Source organism: Paenibacillus sp. JJ-223, assembly GCF_927798175.1.
In the GTDB taxonomy this organism is placed as follows: domain Bacteria; phylum Bacillota; class Bacilli; order Paenibacillales; family Paenibacillaceae; genus Paenibacillus; species Paenibacillus hubeiensis.
In genome coordinates, this window is sequence record NZ_CAKMMP010000013.1 from 113,523 (window position 1) to 132,281 (window position 18,759).

16 protein-coding genes are annotated in these 18,759 nt (G+C 54.6%); 9 read left to right on the plus strand and 7 right to left on the minus strand.

The features are described from left to right. Positions 1-33: 33 nt before the first annotated feature. The 9 genes from L6H98_RS21805 to L6H98_RS21845 all read left to right on the plus strand — a co-directional run bounded on the left by L6H98_RS21805 (position 34) and on the right by L6H98_RS21845 (position 11,757). Positions 34-1,260, plus strand: a complete 1,227-nt coding sequence (locus L6H98_RS21805) for a multidrug effflux MFS transporter (RefSeq protein WP_236419427.1) — start codon at positions 34-36, stop codon at positions 1,258-1,260. A gap of 328 nt (positions 1,261-1,588) precedes the next feature. Continuing rightward, positions 1,589-2,605, plus strand: a complete 1,017-nt coding sequence (locus tag L6H98_RS21810; protein ID WP_236419429.1) for an iron-hydroxamate ABC transporter substrate-binding protein — start codon at positions 1,589-1,591, stop codon at positions 2,603-2,605. 144 nt (positions 2,606-2,749) lie between these two features. After that, complete coding sequence (locus L6H98_RS21815) at positions 2,750-3,373, plus strand: flavin reductase family protein (protein ID WP_236419431.1); 624 nt, start codon at positions 2,750-2,752, stop codon at positions 3,371-3,373. Between the two features lie 430 nt (positions 3,374-3,803). After that, complete coding sequence (locus L6H98_RS21820) at positions 3,804-4,958, plus strand: type III polyketide synthase (protein ID WP_236419433.1); 1,155 nt, start codon at positions 3,804-3,806, stop codon at positions 4,956-4,958. Then, positions 4,945-5,727 carry a methyltransferase domain-containing protein gene (locus L6H98_RS21825; protein ID WP_236419436.1) on the plus strand — a complete coding sequence of 261 codons (783 nt, stop codon included), beginning with the start codon at positions 4,945-4,947 and terminating at the stop codon, positions 5,725-5,727. The genes L6H98_RS21820 and L6H98_RS21825 overlap by 14 nt, the downstream gene beginning before the upstream one ends. Beyond that, positions 5,724-6,935 carry an FAD-dependent oxidoreductase gene (locus tag L6H98_RS21830; protein WP_236419438.1) on the plus strand — a complete coding sequence of 404 codons (1,212 nt, stop codon included), beginning with the start codon at positions 5,724-5,726 and terminating at the stop codon, positions 6,933-6,935. Before L6H98_RS21825 ends, L6H98_RS21830 begins: the two co-directional genes overlap by 4 nt. Positions 6,936-6,959: 24 nt before the next feature. Next, entirely contained in the window at positions 6,960-9,173 is a 2,214-nt protein-coding gene (locus L6H98_RS21835; protein ID WP_236419440.1) for an MMPL family transporter, read from the plus strand. Between the two features lie 328 nt (positions 9,174-9,501). Beyond that, positions 9,502-10,521, plus strand: coding sequence for an alpha/beta hydrolase family protein (locus L6H98_RS21840; RefSeq protein ID WP_236419442.1), 1,020 nt, complete (start codon positions 9,502-9,504; stop codon positions 10,519-10,521). Positions 10,522-10,638: 117 nt separating this feature from the next. After that, positions 10,639-11,757 carry a GDSL-type esterase/lipase family protein gene (locus L6H98_RS21845; protein ID WP_236419638.1) on the plus strand — a complete coding sequence of 373 codons (1,119 nt, stop codon included), beginning with the start codon at positions 10,639-10,641 and terminating at the stop codon, positions 11,755-11,757. A gap of 153 nt (positions 11,758-11,910) precedes the next feature. Here the strand turns inward: L6H98_RS21845 and L6H98_RS21850 are convergent, their stop codons facing one another. The 7 genes from L6H98_RS21850 to L6H98_RS21880 form a co-directional block, all read right to left on the minus strand. Further along, complete coding sequence (locus L6H98_RS21850; protein ID WP_236419444.1) at positions 11,911-12,582, minus strand: metal-dependent hydrolase; 672 nt, start codon at positions 12,580-12,582, stop codon at positions 11,911-11,913. 113 nt (positions 12,583-12,695) lie between these two features. Then, entirely contained in the window at positions 12,696-13,088 is a 393-nt protein-coding gene (gene mnhG, locus L6H98_RS21855; protein WP_236419446.1) for a monovalent cation/H(+) antiporter subunit G, read from the minus strand. Next, positions 13,072-13,356, minus strand: a complete 285-nt coding sequence (locus tag L6H98_RS21860; protein ID WP_236419448.1) for a Na(+)/H(+) antiporter subunit F1 — start codon at positions 13,354-13,356, stop codon at positions 13,072-13,074. Before L6H98_RS21860 ends, mnhG begins: the two co-directional genes overlap by 17 nt. Then, on the minus strand, positions 13,356-13,832 hold the full coding sequence (locus L6H98_RS21865) for a Na+/H+ antiporter subunit E (RefSeq protein ID WP_236419450.1): 477 nt from the start codon (positions 13,830-13,832) through the stop codon (positions 13,356-13,358). The genes L6H98_RS21860 and L6H98_RS21865 overlap by 1 nt, the downstream gene beginning before the upstream one ends. 6 nt (positions 13,833-13,838) lie before the next feature. Then, positions 13,839-15,320, minus strand: coding sequence for a Na+/H+ antiporter subunit D (locus L6H98_RS21870; RefSeq protein WP_236419452.1), 1,482 nt, complete (start codon positions 15,318-15,320; stop codon positions 13,839-13,841). Beyond that, positions 15,313-15,651, minus strand: coding sequence for a Na(+)/H(+) antiporter subunit C (locus L6H98_RS21875; RefSeq protein ID WP_236419454.1), 339 nt, complete (start codon positions 15,649-15,651; stop codon positions 15,313-15,315). The genes L6H98_RS21870 and L6H98_RS21875 overlap by 8 nt, the downstream gene beginning before the upstream one ends. Position 15,652: 1 nt before the next feature. Next, positions 15,653-18,619, minus strand: a complete 2,967-nt coding sequence (locus tag L6H98_RS21880; RefSeq protein ID WP_236419467.1) for a Na+/H+ antiporter subunit A — start codon at positions 18,617-18,619, stop codon at positions 15,653-15,655. Positions 18,620-18,759 lie beyond the last annotated feature (140 nt).

Sequence of the window (18,759 nt, forward strand, 5' to 3'; positions counted from 1 at the left end):
ATGGTGACCGCGGAAAGGAATTTGTAACAATTGATGAAAAAAACGTTGGTTTCATTAACTCCCCAGCCTGCGTCGCGGGTACGCATGGCACTGATTTTGGGAACCTTGTCCGCCTTTGGACCGTTGTCCCTCGATATGTATTTGCCTGCGCTGCCCGTGCTGGCCGAGGATTTTCAATCTTCGCCATCCTATGCCCAGCTTAGCCTGACGGCCTGCATGGTAGGTTTGGCCGCAGGGCAGCTGCTGGCCGGACCGATGAGCGACGTTCGCGGACGACGCACACCTCTTATTTTCGGACTGATTCTATATACGCTCGCCTCCGTGCTGTGTCTGGTTAGCCCAACGATGGGTTCGTTCATCGTACTGCGGTTCATCCAGGGAGCTGCCGGGGCTGCCGGCATCGTCATCTCCCGCGCGGTGGCCAGGGATGCTTACGAGGGACCGGAACTGACCCGGTTTTTCTCGCTGCTGATGCTGGTTAACGGGGTGGCTCCAATCGCGGCGCCTATTATCGGCGGGCAATTGCTCGCATTTACGTCATGGAGAGGCGTATTCATATTGCTGTCGCTGATCGGAGTCCTTACGCTGCTTGCCGTCATTTTCGGTTTGGGCGAAACGCTGCCGGCCGAACGCAGGTCGAGCGGCGGTCTGAAACAAACGCTGTCGACCTTCGGCAATATTACGCGTGACCGCCTGTTTATGGGTTATGCCTTGACGCAAGGTTTCGTGGGTGCAGGCATGTTTGCGTACATATCGGGTTCGCCGTTTGTCTTGCAAAAGGTGTACGGCATTTCTCCGCAGATGTTCAGCCTTTGCTTCGCCATTAATGGGCTTGGCATCATCATCGCCAGCCAGGTGGCCGGCCGTTTGGCTGGAAAGGTGAGCGAAACGCGTTTGCTCGTCGCCGGATTGGCCATGGCCGTGATCGGAGGGATTTCCCTGCTTGTGGCGATATTGCTGGGTGGACCGCTGTTCAGCGTGCTGATCCCGCTGTTTTTGGTCGTATCCAGCGTCGGGCTTGTCAACACCGCTTCCTTTGCGTTAGCCATGGCCAATCAGGGGAAATCCGCAGGCAGCGCTTCAGCGCTGATCGGCGTCATGACGTTTTTGTTCGGCGGGCTTGTGGCCCCACTCGTCGGTTTGGGCGGGGAAGGAACGGCGGTGCCGATGGCGATCGTCATTGCCTGTGCGGATCTGGGCGCATTGCTGATCTATGCATGGATGGTCGGTGCTCGCAGCAAGGTAGCGTCCATCCGCTAAACGAAAAGCGTTCCAACTGGCAGCCTGGTCTGCCTGTCGGAACGCTTTTTTTCTCGGCAAAGCGCAAACAAAACCTGCGTGTTGGGAAGCATACCCGTTGTCGGGAAAAGACGGAAACCGAGAACAAAGCCGAATCGATGGATCAACGGCCTTCTCCCCGGACGCCATTGGAGCGGGATTGACAATTTAGTTGATAACAATTATCATTGTCAATGGGTTTGGACAAGAATGATGTACATATAGGAATATATGTGATTAGAACAATCCTGTCCCAATTTCGCATAATCACATTCCAATTTTCGGGGTCATATAGAAGGGGGTCACTACCTTGTTCGGAAAAAAACAAAAGATGATCATGCTGCTGATTACGGTCATGGTCATGTCCATCTGGCTGGCAGCATGCGGGTCGAAGCCGGCAGAGAACGGCGCGGCAACTGGTGAAAATTCGTCGACAGCCACAGAGAACAATACCGCTTCCGAAGGAGAAACGAAGACTGATGCTCCTGCAGAAAAAACGATGACGGACGCCATGGGTCACGAAGTCGTCATTCCGGCCCATCCGGAGCGCATTATCGCCTCTTATCTGGAAGACCATTTGGTAACGCTTGGCGTGAAACCTGTTGCTCAATGGTCCGTGACCAATGGCACCCAGGATTACTTGGCCAAGGATCTGGACGGCATTCCGACGATTTCCTTCGATCTTCCTTTTGAGGAAGTAGCGGGTTACAGCCCGGATCTGATCATTATCGGTTCGGAGAGCCAGGTTGAAGGCGGCAAATATGAACAATACAGCAAAATCGCTCCGACGTATGTGCTTGGCGACGAAATCAACAGTGATTGGCGCAAAGCGCTGCTGAAAATCGGCGAAATTTTGAACAAGAGCGCTGAAGCTCAAAAAGCGCTTGATGACTATGATGTGAAAGCCAAAGAATACAAAGAAAAAATCAATGCGGTAACCGGGGGTACGAAATCTGCTGCAGCAGTTTGGCTGGTGGGCGGCAAGTTCTTCATCGTCAGCGACAATGTATCCAGCGGTGAAGTGATGTACAACGAGCTTGGCCTGTCCGAGCCTGACGTGGTGAAAGAAATATCGGCTACGGCTACAGGCAACTGGTCCTCGATTTCGTTGGAGAAGCTGGCAGAGATGAACGTGGACTACCTGTTCTTTGTGAACAGCGACAAGGATGCTGGGGCAGAAGCGCTGAAAGATCCAGTGTGGCAGAGCATCCCGGCGGTGAAAAACGGCAATCTCTTCGAATTTACGCGTTCCAGCAGCTGGCTGTACAGCGGTTTGCAAGCCAACACGCAAATCATGGAAGATATTCAAAGCAGCATCGTAAAATAAGATGTGTTTCCTGCATGAACGGAACAAACAAAGCGAACTCCTTGGCGCATGACGCCAGGGAGTTTTTTGCGCGAAATGGCCGAATTCGGGCAGCTGCATGTATAATGGTGAGACCATCACTACAGGCCAAGAAAGGAAGATCACATGACACATACTTTAGATCCACAGCAATTGACGCAGAAGGAAAATTACAAACTGATGAGCGGATCGGTCGTGCCTCGTCCCATTGCCTTTGTCACGACGAGGACAGAGGACGGGCAGACGATCAATGCCGCGCCGTTCAGCTTTTTTAATGTGGTGAGCTCCGATCCGCCGATTCTGTCCATATCGATTCAGCGCAAGGCAGGGGGCATGAAGGATACGGCAAGGAACGTGCTGGCCGGCAAGGAACTCGTTGTGCACATTTGTGACGAATCGATCGTCCCGGATATGAACGAAACGGCAGCGCTGCTCGAGCCGCATGAGAGTGAGCTTGAGCGGACCAGCCTGACGACCGTGCCGAGCAAGGCTGTAGATGTGCCCGGCATCGCCGAGGCATTGATCCGCATGGAGTGCCGCCTGCATCAGCACATTCCGATTTTGAATGATGAAGGCACAGTGGTCACTGACCTGCTGCTTGTGCGGATCGTTCAATATCATTTTGACGAGAAGGTATACGATCCGTCGACCGGGTACATTTTGATGGACCACTTGAAGCCCGTGAGCCGGCTAGCCGGAAACGATTATGCCAAGCTTGGCGAGCGGTTTACGGTGGTAAGACCGGTATAGTTTCAGCGTTCGGATCATGCATCCGAAACGAGAAACAGACTATCCGCATATTAGTTATTGAAGGGGGGAAGCACATGCCGCAAGGCATGTGCTTCCCCCCTTTTTGCGCTGGAAACATAATACGGCTCAAACGCGAATAGACTTGTACCATATCTTACGCACGAGTGATCTATATAGGTTGAACTAGCATTTACACGATAACGGAGAGGACAGAAAGAATCTGGAGAAGCGAAGCGTTCTAAAAGCTTTCTGAAAGAAAGCTGCTTCGGAAGCATAGGCTTATCACCGGATTTTACCCTTGAAAAGGGATTAAAAAAATCTGGGGATAAGGCCGATCGGAAGATGGTTCTGACCACGTAGTAGCTCCGTGTAAAAATCATTGGTTGAACTTATGTGTCAGAATAAGGCGGAATGAAGGGGGACAAGCGACATGAACCAGCATGCAGGGACGGCGAGCGCCGGAATTCTGGGCATTGGGACGGCGCTGCCGGAGCATCGCATCGAACAGAAGGACGTTGCGTCAAGGTTAGCCGTGGCATTGGCGGACGAGCCTGATTCCAGAAGGTGGGCGAAACGGATTTTCAATCAGTGCGGCGTTGAAACGAGGTATACGTGCGAGCCGAATTTGCTTGAACCGGTGGAGGGGTGCCGGTATTTGTATTCAACCTCATCAGAGAACGTTCCGCTGACCCGGGAACGCATGGACAAATACAAGGCGGCGGCCATTCCGCTTGGGATGGAGGCTGCCACCCGCGCGCTGGAGGACGCCGCGGTGGCTCCTGCCGAGATTAGCCACCTGATCACGGTGAGCTGCACAGGGCAGTTTCTGCCCGGCCTGGACGTACGGATCGTTCAACAGCTGGAGCTGCATCCCGGCGTACAGCGCATTCCGCTTGTGTTTCAAGGCTGCGCTGCCGGACTAAAGGCCATTCAAATGGCCAATGCCATCGTAAGATCAGACCCGAACGCCAAGGCGTTGATCGTGTGCGTGGAGCTCTGCACCTTGCATTTTCAGCCATCGGCCAAGCGGGACGACCTGTATGCGGCATCGTTTTTCGGCGACGGCGCATCGGCGTGTATCGTGGGATCAGCGGACTTCGGAAACGGCGACCTGTTCGAATTGGGCGAGGGAGACTCCGTGCTTCTTCCGGCCTGCTCCGAAGAAATGATATGGGAAGTCGGCAATACCGGCTTTGATCTGTATCTGTCTCCGCAAATTCCAAGGCTGTTGGAACATCATCTCGCGAAGGCTGCGGAACGTGTGCTGGCGAGGGGTGAACGACCGGACATTTGGGCGATCCATCCGGGAGGCCGGGGCATCGTGGATGCCGTGCAGAAGCTGTACGGCTTGTCGGACGAGCAGGTTTCGTACAGCCGGAGCATATTGCGGGATTACGGCAACCTGTCGTCGGTCACGATTATGTTTGTACTTCATGCGATCAGAGAGGGCTACAGAAATACCCTCCAAACCTCCCGCGGCATTGCGCTTGCGTTCGGGCCGGGAATTACGGCCGAAATGTTGCCTTTTACCTACGTTCCATCCCGAGTGCCCGAACCGGAGCCTGTCCATCATGGCCGGCTTTAACTGGTTGGCAGAAAGAGCGACCCGACCGGAACTCATGGATGAACCGGCCATGGGTGCAGGAACGGAACTCAGGCAGGCTCACCGCCATCTGCGGTGGCTGAATCACATTTTTGCCGCTTCGCGCCCCACCTTGTACGGCATACAACGCCTTTGGGTGCATGCTGGTAAACCGGAGACGTTGTCCATCGCAGATATCGGCGCAGGTGCCGGAGACATCAACCGCCGCATCTTGCGCTGGGCAGACGGCAACCGCATTGACATAACCATCGAGTTGATCGATTTGACCATGGAGGCCTGTGAAGAGGCGAAGGTTTTATTCGCCGATGAACCGCGGATCAGGGTCAGGCAGCATGACGTTTTCGAGCTGGACAAAGGCAGTGCCGATATTGTGACCTGTGCGCAATTTCTGCATCATTTTCATGAGGAAGACGTTCCGCGCGTAGTCACTCGTATGCTGGACATATCCCGGATCGGATTGGCCATCAACGACATTCATCGCCACTGGTTGGCGTGGGCCGCCGTATGGATGACAACCAGGCTGATTTCGCGAAACCGCTATATTCGTCACGACGGTCCGCTATCGGTGGCCAAAGGGTTTCGTGGAAGCGACTGGGAACGATTGCGTGCCGTCCTGCCTGACGGTCAAGCCATGCAATACGCTTGGCGGCCGTTGTTCAGATATGCGGTCATTCTGCTAAAGGATGAGCACAGCATGGGGGAAGGGAGCCGGAATTCAACAGTGAAGGGCGAAAGAAGGGAACCTGGATGACAAAACAGGTGGACGCGGCCATCATCGGCGGCGGCATTGCCGGCAGCAGTCTGGCCATCGATTTGGCTCGCAAAGGCTGGAGCACTATAGTGCTGGACCAGAAGGTGTTCCCCAGACACAAATCGTGCGGGGAGTTCATGAGCCCGGAAACCGGGCAGATGCTGGCCATGCTGGGGGTGGCCGATCTGTCGCGAGAACTGCAGCCGGCCATCATTCGGGAGGCTGCTTTGATTTTCGAACATGGAGCCCGCGTCAGCATGCCGCTTCCCGGGAATGCATGGGGCATAAGCCGCTACGCCCTTGACTTGAAGCTTCATGAGGCTGCTTTGGAGGCGGGCGCGGAGATATGGGAAGGATGCAAGGTCGAAGGCATTGCCGAAATCCGTAGCGAACGGAGCAGGTACCCTTTGGAGAATACGGCGTATCGGTTGAACGTTGACCATCATGGACAATCGTGCATCATCGAAGCGCGGGCTGCATTCGGTGCGTGGGGCTCCCGCAGACCGAGCCGTCTGCTTCCGGCCAACGATAAGAACGCCGTAAAGGGAAAAACGGCCCGCAGAACGACAATGGGCCAACATCCCGACCAGGTTGGGGTAAAACTCCATTATGAAGGGATCACGGGCGGCGAGGCCGTCGAATTGTATTTCTGCGAGGGCGGTTACGTCGGAATTGCTCCGATCGAAAAACAGCGGCTTAACGTCGCCGCCCTGCTGGATCTGCGGACCGTTCAAAAATGGGGGAAAAGCGTGGCCGAAATCATCGATGCGGCAGCATCCACGAATAAGGCCCTCGCCGACAGGCTCGAAGGAGGCATTCCGATTGCGAACACGTCCACGGCCCAGGCTCCTGTCCGGATCACCTCACGCCCGGAGCCATGGGGAACCGTGCCGCATATCGGTGATGCCGCCATGGTCATCCCGCCGCTGTGCGGGGACGGGATGTCGATTGCGCTCCGCTCGGCGCTTCAGGCAAGCAGCATCGCCGAGCTGTATTTATACGGAAGCATTTCGCATGACGGTTGGAAACGAAAGCATATCAGCCGATTGCAGCGCGAGTTTGGAAGGGTGTTAAAAGTTGGCGGACTGCTGCAAGCAGCTAGCCGGGTGCCGATTCTAACAAAGATGGCTCCCGGAGCCCTTCGGCTGTTCCCGCCTCTGCGCGGCTGGATGGTGAGGGCAACACGTCTGAAAGAAACGGAACGATGAATCTGATCATGAAGGAGCATGGATATGGTTTATCGCCGCCTTGCTTTCTTGATATGCCGATATCCGTGGTTCATCATGGTCTGTTGGGCATTCATTATCGCAATGTCAGCGGTCTGGGCGTTGAGGTTACCGGACGTTGTGCAGGATCACGGGTTGAAGGTGGTTAATGGTGAGGGGGAACGTGTGCAGCGTGCTTTGAAGCAGGAGTTCGGCATGCCGATGGAGCCCGTCATCGTTGTGTTTGATAAAAATGTCCATACGCCTCATGCCGAATTTGTGGAATGGATCAAGCAGCATATCGAGCGAATGCGCGCTCTGCCGGACGTAAAATCGGTCATTTCGCCTTTCGAGCTTGGCGGGAACCGGATGTTTCAGGAGCACATGGCAGTGGTCTTTCTCGACTATGGCGATCTACCTGCCCGGCAAATGAGGGCACCGCTTGCCGAACTTCGCTCGGTCATGAAACAGGATGCGCATGGAACGATCAGTCTCACCGGCAAAAAGGTGGTGCAGCAGGACGTAAACGCCCTGAGCTTTCGTGATCTGGAGCATGCCGAATGGTTTGGGCTGCCGCTTGCCTTGCTTGTTCTGTGTTATGCATTCCGTGGACTGCGTGCAGCTTGCTTGGCCGTATCCATGGGGATCTCCGCCGTCGTTGTTGGCATGGGAGCTCTGGCTTTGCTGGGTTATTGCATGGAATTATCGAATTTTGTCATTAACGTCATTCCTATGGTCGGCATGGCGCTGAGTTTGGATTTTGCGTTAATTCTGCTGGGACGGTTGCGGGAAGAGTGGCGCGGGGATCGAGGGCAAGGGCAGACAGACAAGGAGCGAATGATGCAGCAGACGCTTCGGACCGCGGGAAGGGCCGTCCTGTTTTCCGCGGCATGCGTACTGCTCGGCCTGATCGGATTGTTATGGATCCGGCTGCCGATGTTCACAAGTGTTGCCCTTGGAGCCATCGCCGCGTTGATTGTATCGGTACTGTTGAATTTTACCTTGCTGCCGGCGATCGCATGTTTGTATGCGCGGCATATGTTTGGCAGAAAACGCGGCGTAATCCTTCCTGATAAAACGGCTTCCAAATCCGCATGGCAGCGCTGGTCCGGTTATGTTATGAAACATCCTGTTCGCATGGCGCTGCTTGGCTCGGGCGCGCTGCTGCTGTGCGTGCTGCCGGTTCGGCACATGGAGCTTTCGGTACCCGATGCCGCCTCGTTGCCCGCATCAGCGGAATCCCGCATCGCGGCAGAACGTTTGCAGCAGTCATTTTCGGATCCGGATGTCTCGGTAATCGATATTCTGATCGGAGCAAGGGAAGAGAGATTGACCGCGGCGGACTGGAGGGCAGCTGCGGAGCTGGTGCAGCGGCTCTCCCGGGATCACGGCGTGGTTGATGTCGAGAGCGCGTGGGGGAAATCGGCCGTCGCTTTTCCTGAATACATGACCGGGAAGCCGGGGGTTGCAAGTTCGCGGGAAGTGTCGGCGGAGCAGCGGAAAACTTGGCTGCGCAGCCATGCCTCGACCCATGCCATCCGTATGTCCGCCGTGATTCGAGGAGCGCCCGGTTCCACGGAAGCCACGGATTGGATCGAGCGGATGAAAACGACGGATGCGCAGGCGATCCCCGCAAACGTTAACGTTCTTTACGGGGGAGAAGCCGTGTACCAGGCGGAGATCATGCAGCAGGTGAAGGCCGGTTTGCCCAAGGTGCTCGTGTTTGTCGTCGTTTCCAATTACATCGTGCTGCTCGCGGCATTTCGTTCATTGTTGATTCCGATCAAAGCGATCCTGATGAATTTGCTTAGCCTGGCCGCATCCTTCGGGATTCTTGCCGTCGTATTTAATCAGGGGCACCTTGGTATAGAGGCTACGCCGATTGCCATCATGATTCCGGCATTCATCGCCGGCCTCGTGTTTGGCATTTCCATGGATTACGGCGTGTTCATGCTCTCTCGAATCCAGGAAGCCTATCGGCTTACGGGGAACAGCGACCTGGCGGTACAGCGCGGACTGGCTTCTTCGGGACGGCTGATTACGTCGGCCGCGACCATTCTGCTGGCGGTGACGATTCCGTTTGCCTTCGGGGACGTGTCCGGCGTGAAGCAATTGGGCGTCGGCATTACGGCCGCGGTAATCATCGACGTTACCGTCGTCCGGCTGATCCTTGTTCCGGCGTTGATGAAACTGATGGGCAGATGGAACTGGTGGCTGCCTGGTCGTATCCCGGGACGTTAAGCTGAATTTTTCATGCTGCAAGGGGAGCTTGGAACAGGAACAAGGATGATTTACGAGAAAAGGCATGGAGTTATGTTGGGGGAAAAGGAGCTGTGTCCAGGCAAGGACATCAAGCTCCTTTTTGCGCGGGATTTCGGGAGAAAAGACGGTGATGGAGCAAAGTGCGTTCCGATGCCATCAGCTAACTTGAATTTACCGGACAAGAGGGCAACGATGTTCAACTTCCGCCGCCGACATCTGTTCTATAATGATTGGAAAAAGAGGGTAGGCCCATGTCTTGATGTTCAAAGAGGGCTTCCGGCCGACCTGAGGAGGGAATGAAAAAACGATGTCGGATATTGAAGCTTACTTGCAAAGACACACTCGTTCAAGCGGACGATTATCTTATCAACCCGAACAGTCTGTTCAACGTTGGAGCAGCCTGCTGCGCGAAAGCCTGGTAGCGAGGCTTGGCGGATTCCCTGCGGTTCACGCCGAGCTGGACCCTGCCCTGCTGGAACGCACGAAGTGTGACGGGTATACGCGGGAACGCATCGAAATCACGACGTTTCAAGGCCTGCGCATGCCGCTGTATCTGTTGATTCCCGACGAAGCCGTCGCTTCCGGTACCCCGCGTTCGGCGATCGTGGCGTGCCACGGGCATGGATACGGGAGCCGTGAAATATCGGGACTGGAACCGGATGGGTCCGATCGGGCGGGGGACCCCGGGCTGCACAAAGATTTTGCGGTTGCGTTGGTGCGCAGAGGGCATGTCGTGGCTGCACCGGAGCTGCTTGGCTTCGGCGATCGCAGACTGAAGGAGGATCGGGACGCGCCGCCGGGAACGAGTTCCTGCACGCGGATTGCCCTTCATCTGCTCATGGCCGGTCACACGCTTGCAGGCCATCGGGTGTATGAAACGAGCCGGGTGTTCGATTACTTGTCTACCCGTTCCGAGGTGGATGACCGGAGAATCGGCAGTATGGGCATATCGGGCGGCGGATTGGTCACGGCTTTTACGGCGGCGGTGGATGAACGATGCCGCGCGGCCGTTGTGAGCGGGTATGCCAGCACGTTCCATGGCAGCATCCTGGACAGAAACCATTGTCTGGACAACTATATTCCGGGCATTTTGCAGGATGCGGATTTGCCGGACTTGATCGGCCTGATTGCGCCAAGGCCGCTCTTCATTGAATCGGGCGACGAAGATCGGGTATTTCCGCAAACGGCCGCAAGGGAGGCATATGCAAGATTGAAGGAAATCTATGGTCAGGCGGGTGCCGAAACCGTGCTGGATGCGGATTTTTTTGCGGGCGGGCATGAAATTGGCGGGACAAGGGCATACGACTGGCTTGATCGCGTTTTATGATGCTGACGTGAAATGGAAGTGGGGCAGTCGCGTTATAACGAAAAAACGAGGGGAGAAGTTTGGATGAAACGGTTCCGTTGGAAAACATGTTTGCTTGGCGTGGCCATGGCGGCTGTCATGTTAAGCAGTCCATTTGGTGCAGGCGGATCAGGCATTATGCACGCGGCAGCGGGCGAGTACAAGTTCGATTTCGGCGCAGGAAGCGTTGAGAACGGTTACATTGGCGTGTCGGCGACAGAAGCTTATACTGCCGCTAAAGGTTACGGATTCAATACGCCCGGGAATATGCGCAATGTGTCCGCATCCGGAACAGGCGTTGCGAGCGATGCCGTACAGTTCCTGACGTATGGTACAAAGAGCACGAATACGTTTAACGTGGATTTGCCGAATGGATTATATGAAGTAAACGTCGTATTGGGTAACACGGCCAGAGCAAGTGTGGCCGCCGAAGGCGTGTTTCAATTGATCAACATGACGGGCAACGGTGCTGTCGATTCATTTCAGATCCCGGTGACGGATGGCCAGCTTAATCTGCTCGTGACGGAGGGGAAGGCAGGAACGGCGTTTACGCTGAGCGCATTGGAAATCCGGAAACTGTCCGACCAGGCCGTAACCAACCGGACCATTTATATCGGCGGGGATTCGACCGTTGCCAATTATTATCCGTTGGACACCAGCGTGCAGGGCGGGTGGGGACAGTTATTTCCGGCGTATGTGGACGAAAATGTTTTCCAGGTGCGCAACTTGGCCTCAGGGGGACAGATTGCGAGAGGTTTCCGGGATGATGGACAGATGGAGGCGATTCTGCAATATTTGAAGCCGGGCGATGTTTTTATTTTGCAGCTGGGCATCAATGACACCAACGCCAAAAACAATACGACCGAAGCCGAGTTTAAGGAGATCATGCGCGACATGGTGCAGCAAGCGAAGGGCAAGGGCGCAACCGTGGTCCTTTCGACGCCTCAGGGACGTGCGACCGACTTCGACGCGAGCGGCGTGCACCGGGCGGAGGGCCGCTGGTACAGCAATGCCACCCGTGCGTTGGCGCAAGAGGAAGGCGTGATGCTGGTGGACCTGAACAGGCTTAGCTCGGCATATTTCACGGCCATCGGGCCGGATGCCACGCTGGCTTTGTACATGGCCGGAGATACGCTGCATCCGAATCGCGCAGGCGCCGCCCAGTTGGCACGGATCGTTTCGGAGGAGCTGGCTAGGCAGGGGCTAAACGGATTTTAATGTTTATCAACATCGTACCCTTGAAATTTGGAGCACCGGTCACCACCTATGCTTTTAACAAAAAAAGCTCCAGCCAAGTACCGACGATTCGCGTCGGCATCTTGCTGGGGCTATCTGTATGACGGAGACTTTACTGCAATTGCAGTATTCCGTTCACTGCGAAATATGGAGATACTGGCCTTGGCCGGGGATGATGGTAAGATGGTCAATCCGGACGTAGTAATTCCAGTGAAAGGGTACGTTTGCGGGATAAACGGTAATGTATTCAGGATGTTCGGCAGCGTAACGTTTATGCAAAATAGCGTTAATCGTTCCGTTGGAGATGCTTAATGCGGTCACAAACAGAATGACAAGCATGACAGCGATCGTGGCGGCAGGAGGTCTTTTTTTCCATATCACCATGCTAATGACCGCAATACCAAACAATATGGAGATGATAAGTTCGTTCATTTCATTCAAAATGCTAAAGTTCTGTTCTTCGTGAACGAACGGATACAACAAATTGACTCCATTACCGAGAAAGTCGATCAACAGATGGCCGATGAACAAGGCAGCCATGGCGCTGACCCAAGCCGCCATCCAGCGGACGTGCAATGTTTTTCGGATAACCCATGCAAAGGCTGCACCGACGAAAGGCACGGTGATCAGCGAATGGAGGTAAACGTCTCCGAAGAACTTTGTGATATCGGGAGTAATGGAAATAAGCGCGCCAAGCATACCGGCAATGATGTACGTTTTGAGTGAGGACAACCATTTATCAAGCGTGAGAAGAAGGATTGCAGCACCCGTAATCAAATGTACTCCCATGTGAAGAATGATGCTCATCGTATTACATGCCTCCGAATATTAACGATATCGAACAATGGTATGCCTCTATCGTACTATACCATTATTCCAAAAGATAGATGATTTGGGATTTATCCCGATGAATCCATATCTCACTCCATCCGATCCTTCGCTTCATGATTCATCTTTTTGCCTTTGAGCAAAGGCTCCAGTTCATCCTGTACGCTTTGTTCCCATAACGGCACATCGGAGCGGTATGCTGCACGTCCATTCAGATGCCCGGCAACAGGGGCTGTAATGAAAACGAACACGATGCCGAGCACTACACGTGCACTGATGTATCCATCGTAAAACCAGAAGAACAGGAACGTGCCGCCAAGCACGCACAGCACGCCGAGCGTGGTGCTTTTGGTCGCCGCATGTGCCCTGAGATAGACATCAGGCAGACGGATGAGGCCAAAAGCGCTGAGCGCACTGAGAACTGCGCCAAGCAAAACGAGAAACCCGATGACGAATCCGGCTATTCCGTTAACGATCCCGTTCATGTTTGAACACCGCCCCTCGTTCAATGTAACGCGCGAAAGCTACCGTGCCGAGAAAAGCCAGAATGCCGATCAGCAAAATAATGTCCAGATATGCCTGCGTGTGCTGCATCATGGACAGGACGGCAACCATGGCGATGACGTTGATGCCGATCGTATCCAGGGCGGTTATCCGGTCTGCCATGGAAGGACCGCGCAGGACACGGTACAAGCATCCCAAAATCGCGAGCGACAGGATAAGCAGCGATATGAATAATACCATCGATAACATTAGCGCGTCACCTCCATGATGGCTTTTTCGAACGTGTCCCGAATGTTTTCTCTCAGCTGCTGTTCGTCCTGAATATCCAGGGCGTGGATGAACAGGGTGCGCTGGTTGCCCGAAATTTCGAGCGGAAGGGAACCGGGAGTCAGCGAAATCAGTAAACAAAGCAGTGTAATTTCCCAATCGGAAGTCAGCTGTGTCTGGTACGTGAAAATCCCGGGTTGGATGCTTAACTTCGGTTTAACGATTTCCCGGATCACCCCATAGCTGGCCCGGATCAGCTCCCTGAGCAGCAGGAACAACAATTTGACGATGGCCCACACCCGCACGATGTAGAAGCGTTGGGGAAAGAAACGGCGCATGCTGCCGATGAGCAGTAGACCGAGCAGGTAACCAGCGAGAAAGCCAACCCCGCTCCAGGAATTGTTGAGAAACATCCATACAAAGGCAATGATCAGGTTTAGGACGATTTGGAAGGCCAATGGCATCTACTCCTTTGCCAGTACGGCATCGATGTAAATATTCGGATGAAGCAGAATGTCGCCTGCGCGTGCCGTCAATCGAAACATGCCTTCGGCACCAATGCCCATGGACAGAATAAACACGAACAGCACCCCTGCAGGAATCAGCAGTCCGTTCACGGCGTAAGGACGCCTGATGGATCCTTTGGGCGGCTCCCCCCAGAAGGCCTGAATGAAAATGCGCAAGACGGAGTACAGCATCAGCAGGCTGGAGAGCACCGCAATTCCGGTCAAGCCGTACAATCCGGCTTCTAGCCCCCCTTCGAACAGCAGCAGTTTGCCGGGAAACCCGCTAAAGGGCGGAATGCCCGCAAGTGCCAGCGCGCTGACAAAAAACATCCAGCCCAGCAGCGGATAACGACGGATCAGTCCGCCCATGCGGTCAAGCCTGGATGTGCCCGCCACCGCAATCAACGCGCCGCCGAGCAGGAAGAGCAGCGTTTTGATCAGCATGTCATGCAGCATGTAGAACAGCAGTCCTTCCAGCGCCGAGCGGCTTGCCGACGCCATGCCGAAGGCGACGAAACCGACGCCGGCGACGACGTTGTAGATCAGGATTTTGTTGACGTCCCGGTAAGAGATGGCACCGATGACGCCTAGCAGCATCGTTGCTCCTGCCATCCATCCGATGAGGGCATTGAAAAAATCCGGGTCATGGTAAAAAATGAGCGTAAACGTACGCACGATGGCGTAAAGCCCGACTTTGGTGAGCAATCCGGCGAATAACGCCGTGACGACAGCCGGCGGCGCAGCATACGAACCCGACAGCCAAAAAAACAGGAACAATCCGGCCTTGATGCTGAACACGATCAGAAAGAGTACGCCGATGACCGTAATGATGCCGCTCTGGCCGATTTCCACGATGCGATTGGACAGGTCGGCCATGTTGAGCGTCCCCGTGACCGAATATAGGAACCCAATGGAGGCCACGAACAGGGACGAAGAAACGATGTTGATCAGCACGTATTTGATCGTTTCGCGCAGCTGCCTTTCCGTTCCGCCGAGCACGATCAGGGCATACGAGGAAATCAGCATCAGTTCGAAGCACACGAACAGGTTGAAGAGGTCTCCGGTGAGGAACGAACCGTTTACGCCTGCAACCAAAAATGCAAAGAACGCATAGAAATGGTGCTCCTCCCGTTCCTCGTTCAAGCTCCGGAATGCATAGAGCAAACAAGCCAGCGCGATCACGGAGGCGGCGACGACGAGCAGTGCTGCAACCATGTCCGCGACAAGCACGATACCGTAAGGGGGCTTCCATCCGCCTACCGCGAGAGTCTGCACGCCATGCTTTGCAACTTGCGTAATGAGTATGAAGGAAGCGACAGTCGTCAGGAGCATGCCCGCTGCGCTGAGTAATTTTTGAACGCGAACGCTGCGAAAGCATAAAATGACGGCGATGCCAGTCAGTAATGGCAGCAGGATCGGAAGTACGACGGCATTATTCATAGGCCCGCCCCCTGACCTCTTCCAGGTCGTCCGTTCTCAATTTCAAATAGGATCGGTAAGATAACACAAAGAAAAAGGCGGTTAAGCCGAAATTGATCACGATCGAGGTCAGAATCAACGCCTGCGGCAGCGGATCTACGTATCGTTCCGCTTGCTCCCCAAGCAGTGGGGGCGCCCCGGTTTTGAGGCTCGGCATCGTGATCAGCAGCAGATGCACGCCGTGCGTCAGGACGGACATGCCGAGCACGATCCGGAGCAGGCTGCGTGACAAGATCAAAAACACGGCAACCGCGAACAGAATGCCCACGGCAACACACATCAATAGTTCCATATCAACGGTCCTCCCCAATCTGCAAAATGATGGTCATTGTGACTCCGAGTACGGCAAGGTAAACGCCAAGATCGAATAACATCGCGGTAGTGAGCTCGGTTTCGCCGAGCAGCGGCAGTTCGAAATATCCGAAGGTTTGGCTAAGAAAAGGCGCGCCGAACAGGAAAGAGCCCGTTCCGGTCAACGCGGCGATCCCGAGGCCAATGCCCGTCAACGTCCGAAAGTCGATGGGCAGCGCTTTGCGGATCGTTTCGGTACTGAAGGCAAGCGCAACAAGCACGAGGGCAGCGGCGGTGACCAGCCCGCCAATGAAACCTCCGCCCGGATTGTGATGGCCGGCAAAGAACAGGTGCAGCGCAAACGTCAAAACGATGAATGTCACAACTTTGGTCGTCGTTTTCAATAACACGTCATTGCTTTGCAACGGAACGGTATCCCAAGCTTGGACCCGCTTGTGTTCGTGACGCCCGTATTTGCGAGCTTGGCGGTGTTCTTCTTTGTTCCCTTCCGACGGTTCAACGGTTCTTGTTGCTTTTTCTTTTTTGGGAAACGTGAGTCTTGCCCCAAGGTCCCTTGCTTCCAGATTCAGGTTGACCATGGCATAAATGGCCAAGGAAGCAACACCAAGAACCATGATTTCGAGCAGCGTATCGAAGCCGCGGAAGTCGACCAGCAATACATTGACCACGTTTTTGCCGCCGGCAAGATCGTAGCTCTCCCTGATGAAATAATCGGCGATGCTTTGCGGGGAGGCCGTGCCGCTTGCCGCGAGTGCAACAAAGGTCATCGCCACGCCGACGGCGGCGGATACAAGCAGATTGACCCGAAGATAGCCGCGGCTTGACTTGCCTCGCTTCAGTTCGGGCAAATGATAGAAGCAGAGCAGAAACAACGCGACCGATACCGTCTCGACGATCATCTGCGTAAGAGCAAGGTCCGGCGCCCTGAACAGAACGAACAGCAGCGTGACGAGATATCCGACGGCACCGGTCATAATGACTGCCGAGAGTCGGTTTTTGGCAAAAGGAATCGTGACTGCGGCTGCGATGAGCGCGATAAGCAAAACGGCTTCATAGAAGGAAAAAGGCGCATTTCCCTTGAGATTCCAGACGATGTTTTCGCCCGAGCGGAAAAATGCATAGCCGAGCAAAGCGACGGTAAAGGACAAAATGTAAACGAGATAATTTCTGACCGAACCGTTCATATAGGTTTCCGTCCACCGGCGCGCGTAATGCTGCAACGTATCCAGTACGACGCGATATATATGGTTTATGGTCAGTCCTTGAGGATAGTGGTCGTACACGGCGCGCCATCTCGGAAGCATGCTGTACAATATCACGCCGGACCCAATGACGCCGATCGTCATAAAGAGTTCGGGAGTCCAGCCGTGCCATAAGGAAAAATGTACGTCAAACCGCTCCCGCCCTTGCAGAAGGGAAGGGAGTACCGAAGCCAAAGCCGGTTCGATCAAAGGCCCGCCAACGAGGTTTGGAAGCAATCCGCACAGAAGGACCAGGACACCAAGCACCATCGGAGGGACAAGCATGCCCACGGGAGCTTCGTGCAGCTTTCCGGACGGCATGTCGCTGCGAACGCGACCCAGAAACGGTTTGAACGTCAGGATCATTGCGTAAATCAACGTAAATACGCTGGCCAGCCATGCCAAGACAGGCAGCAGCACAGCCCACTCACCAAGTCCGAAAATGCGCAAGTGCGTGACTTCAACCATCGCCTGGAAAAACAACTCTTTGCTGATGAACCCGTTAAACGGGGGAAGCCCTGCCATGGAAAACGCACCAACCAGCGCGATCGTAAACGTTACGGGCATAAAGGAAGCGAGCCCGCCCAGTTTGCGGATGTCTCTTGTGCCCGTTTCGTGATCCACAATGCCTGCTACCATAAACAGGGCAGCTTTGAACGTTGCATGGTTGAACAGATGCAGCAAAGCGGCAGAGGTCGCAACCACATACACTGCGGACGAATCTCCTTTTCCGAAATACAAGGCTGCCGAGCCGATTCCGAACAGGGACATGATCAGCCCGAGTTGCGAAATGGTGGAATAGGCGAGGATGGCTTTAAGATCGTTTTTCTTCACGGCGAGAAACGAACCGTAGCACAGGGTAAGCAGACCCACGCCAGTGACCAGCCAGAACCATACGGCCTCCCCGCCAAAAATGGGCGTGAACCTGGCCACGACATAGAGACCGGCCTTGACCATGGTCGCCGAATGCAAATATGCGCTGACGGGCGTCGGCGCCTCCATCGCATCCGGGAGCCAGATATGGAACGGGAACTGCGCCGATTTGGTGAATGCGCCAATGAGGATGAGGACCAAGGCCGGCACAAACAGGGAGCTATCTTGGATATTGCCCCATTCCGAAAAAGTTGCCCTGATGCTGAAGGTGCCTGTCATCAGATACAGCATCATGAATCCGGCCAGCATGGCAAAACCGCCGAAGACGGTAATCAGGAACGATTTTTGCGCCCCGGCGGTGGAGGCTTTGCGTTTGTGGTAGAAGGCAATCAGGAGAAATGAAGTAATGCTGGTCAATTCCCAGAAACCGTAGAGCACGATCATATTATCCGACAGCACCACGCCAAGCATGGCTCCCATAAACATGAGCAGGTACAAATAAAAACGGCTTAGCGCATCTTTGCGGTCCATATAATAAATCGAATACAGCACAACCAGCGTTCCGATTCCGCTAATCAGCAAGGAAAGGAGCAGGCTGAGCCCGTCCAGGTACAGATTCAATCCGATATCGAGCGAAGGAATCCATGGAAGAGACCCGGAAACCGGATTTCGGTTCGATACGTCGGGAACGCGGCTTGCGAAATAAGCAAATAAACCGAGCGGGACGAACATGACCGGCCATCCCGGATGTATGCTGCGGATCAAACGGTAACAAGCGGCAAGCGCAACGCCTGCGACGAAAGGGAATAAAACGGCGATGTGAAGCAGGCTCAAAGTTTGCACCTCCAAATCTGGTATGGGACATGTTCTCAGGGCAACCTGCTGAAGGATCGCATGGAAGGCAGGTTGCTTTCTATATTCATAACCAGGTGGGGCGATACAGAATCTTTTCCATGATCTGCATGGGGTGACCT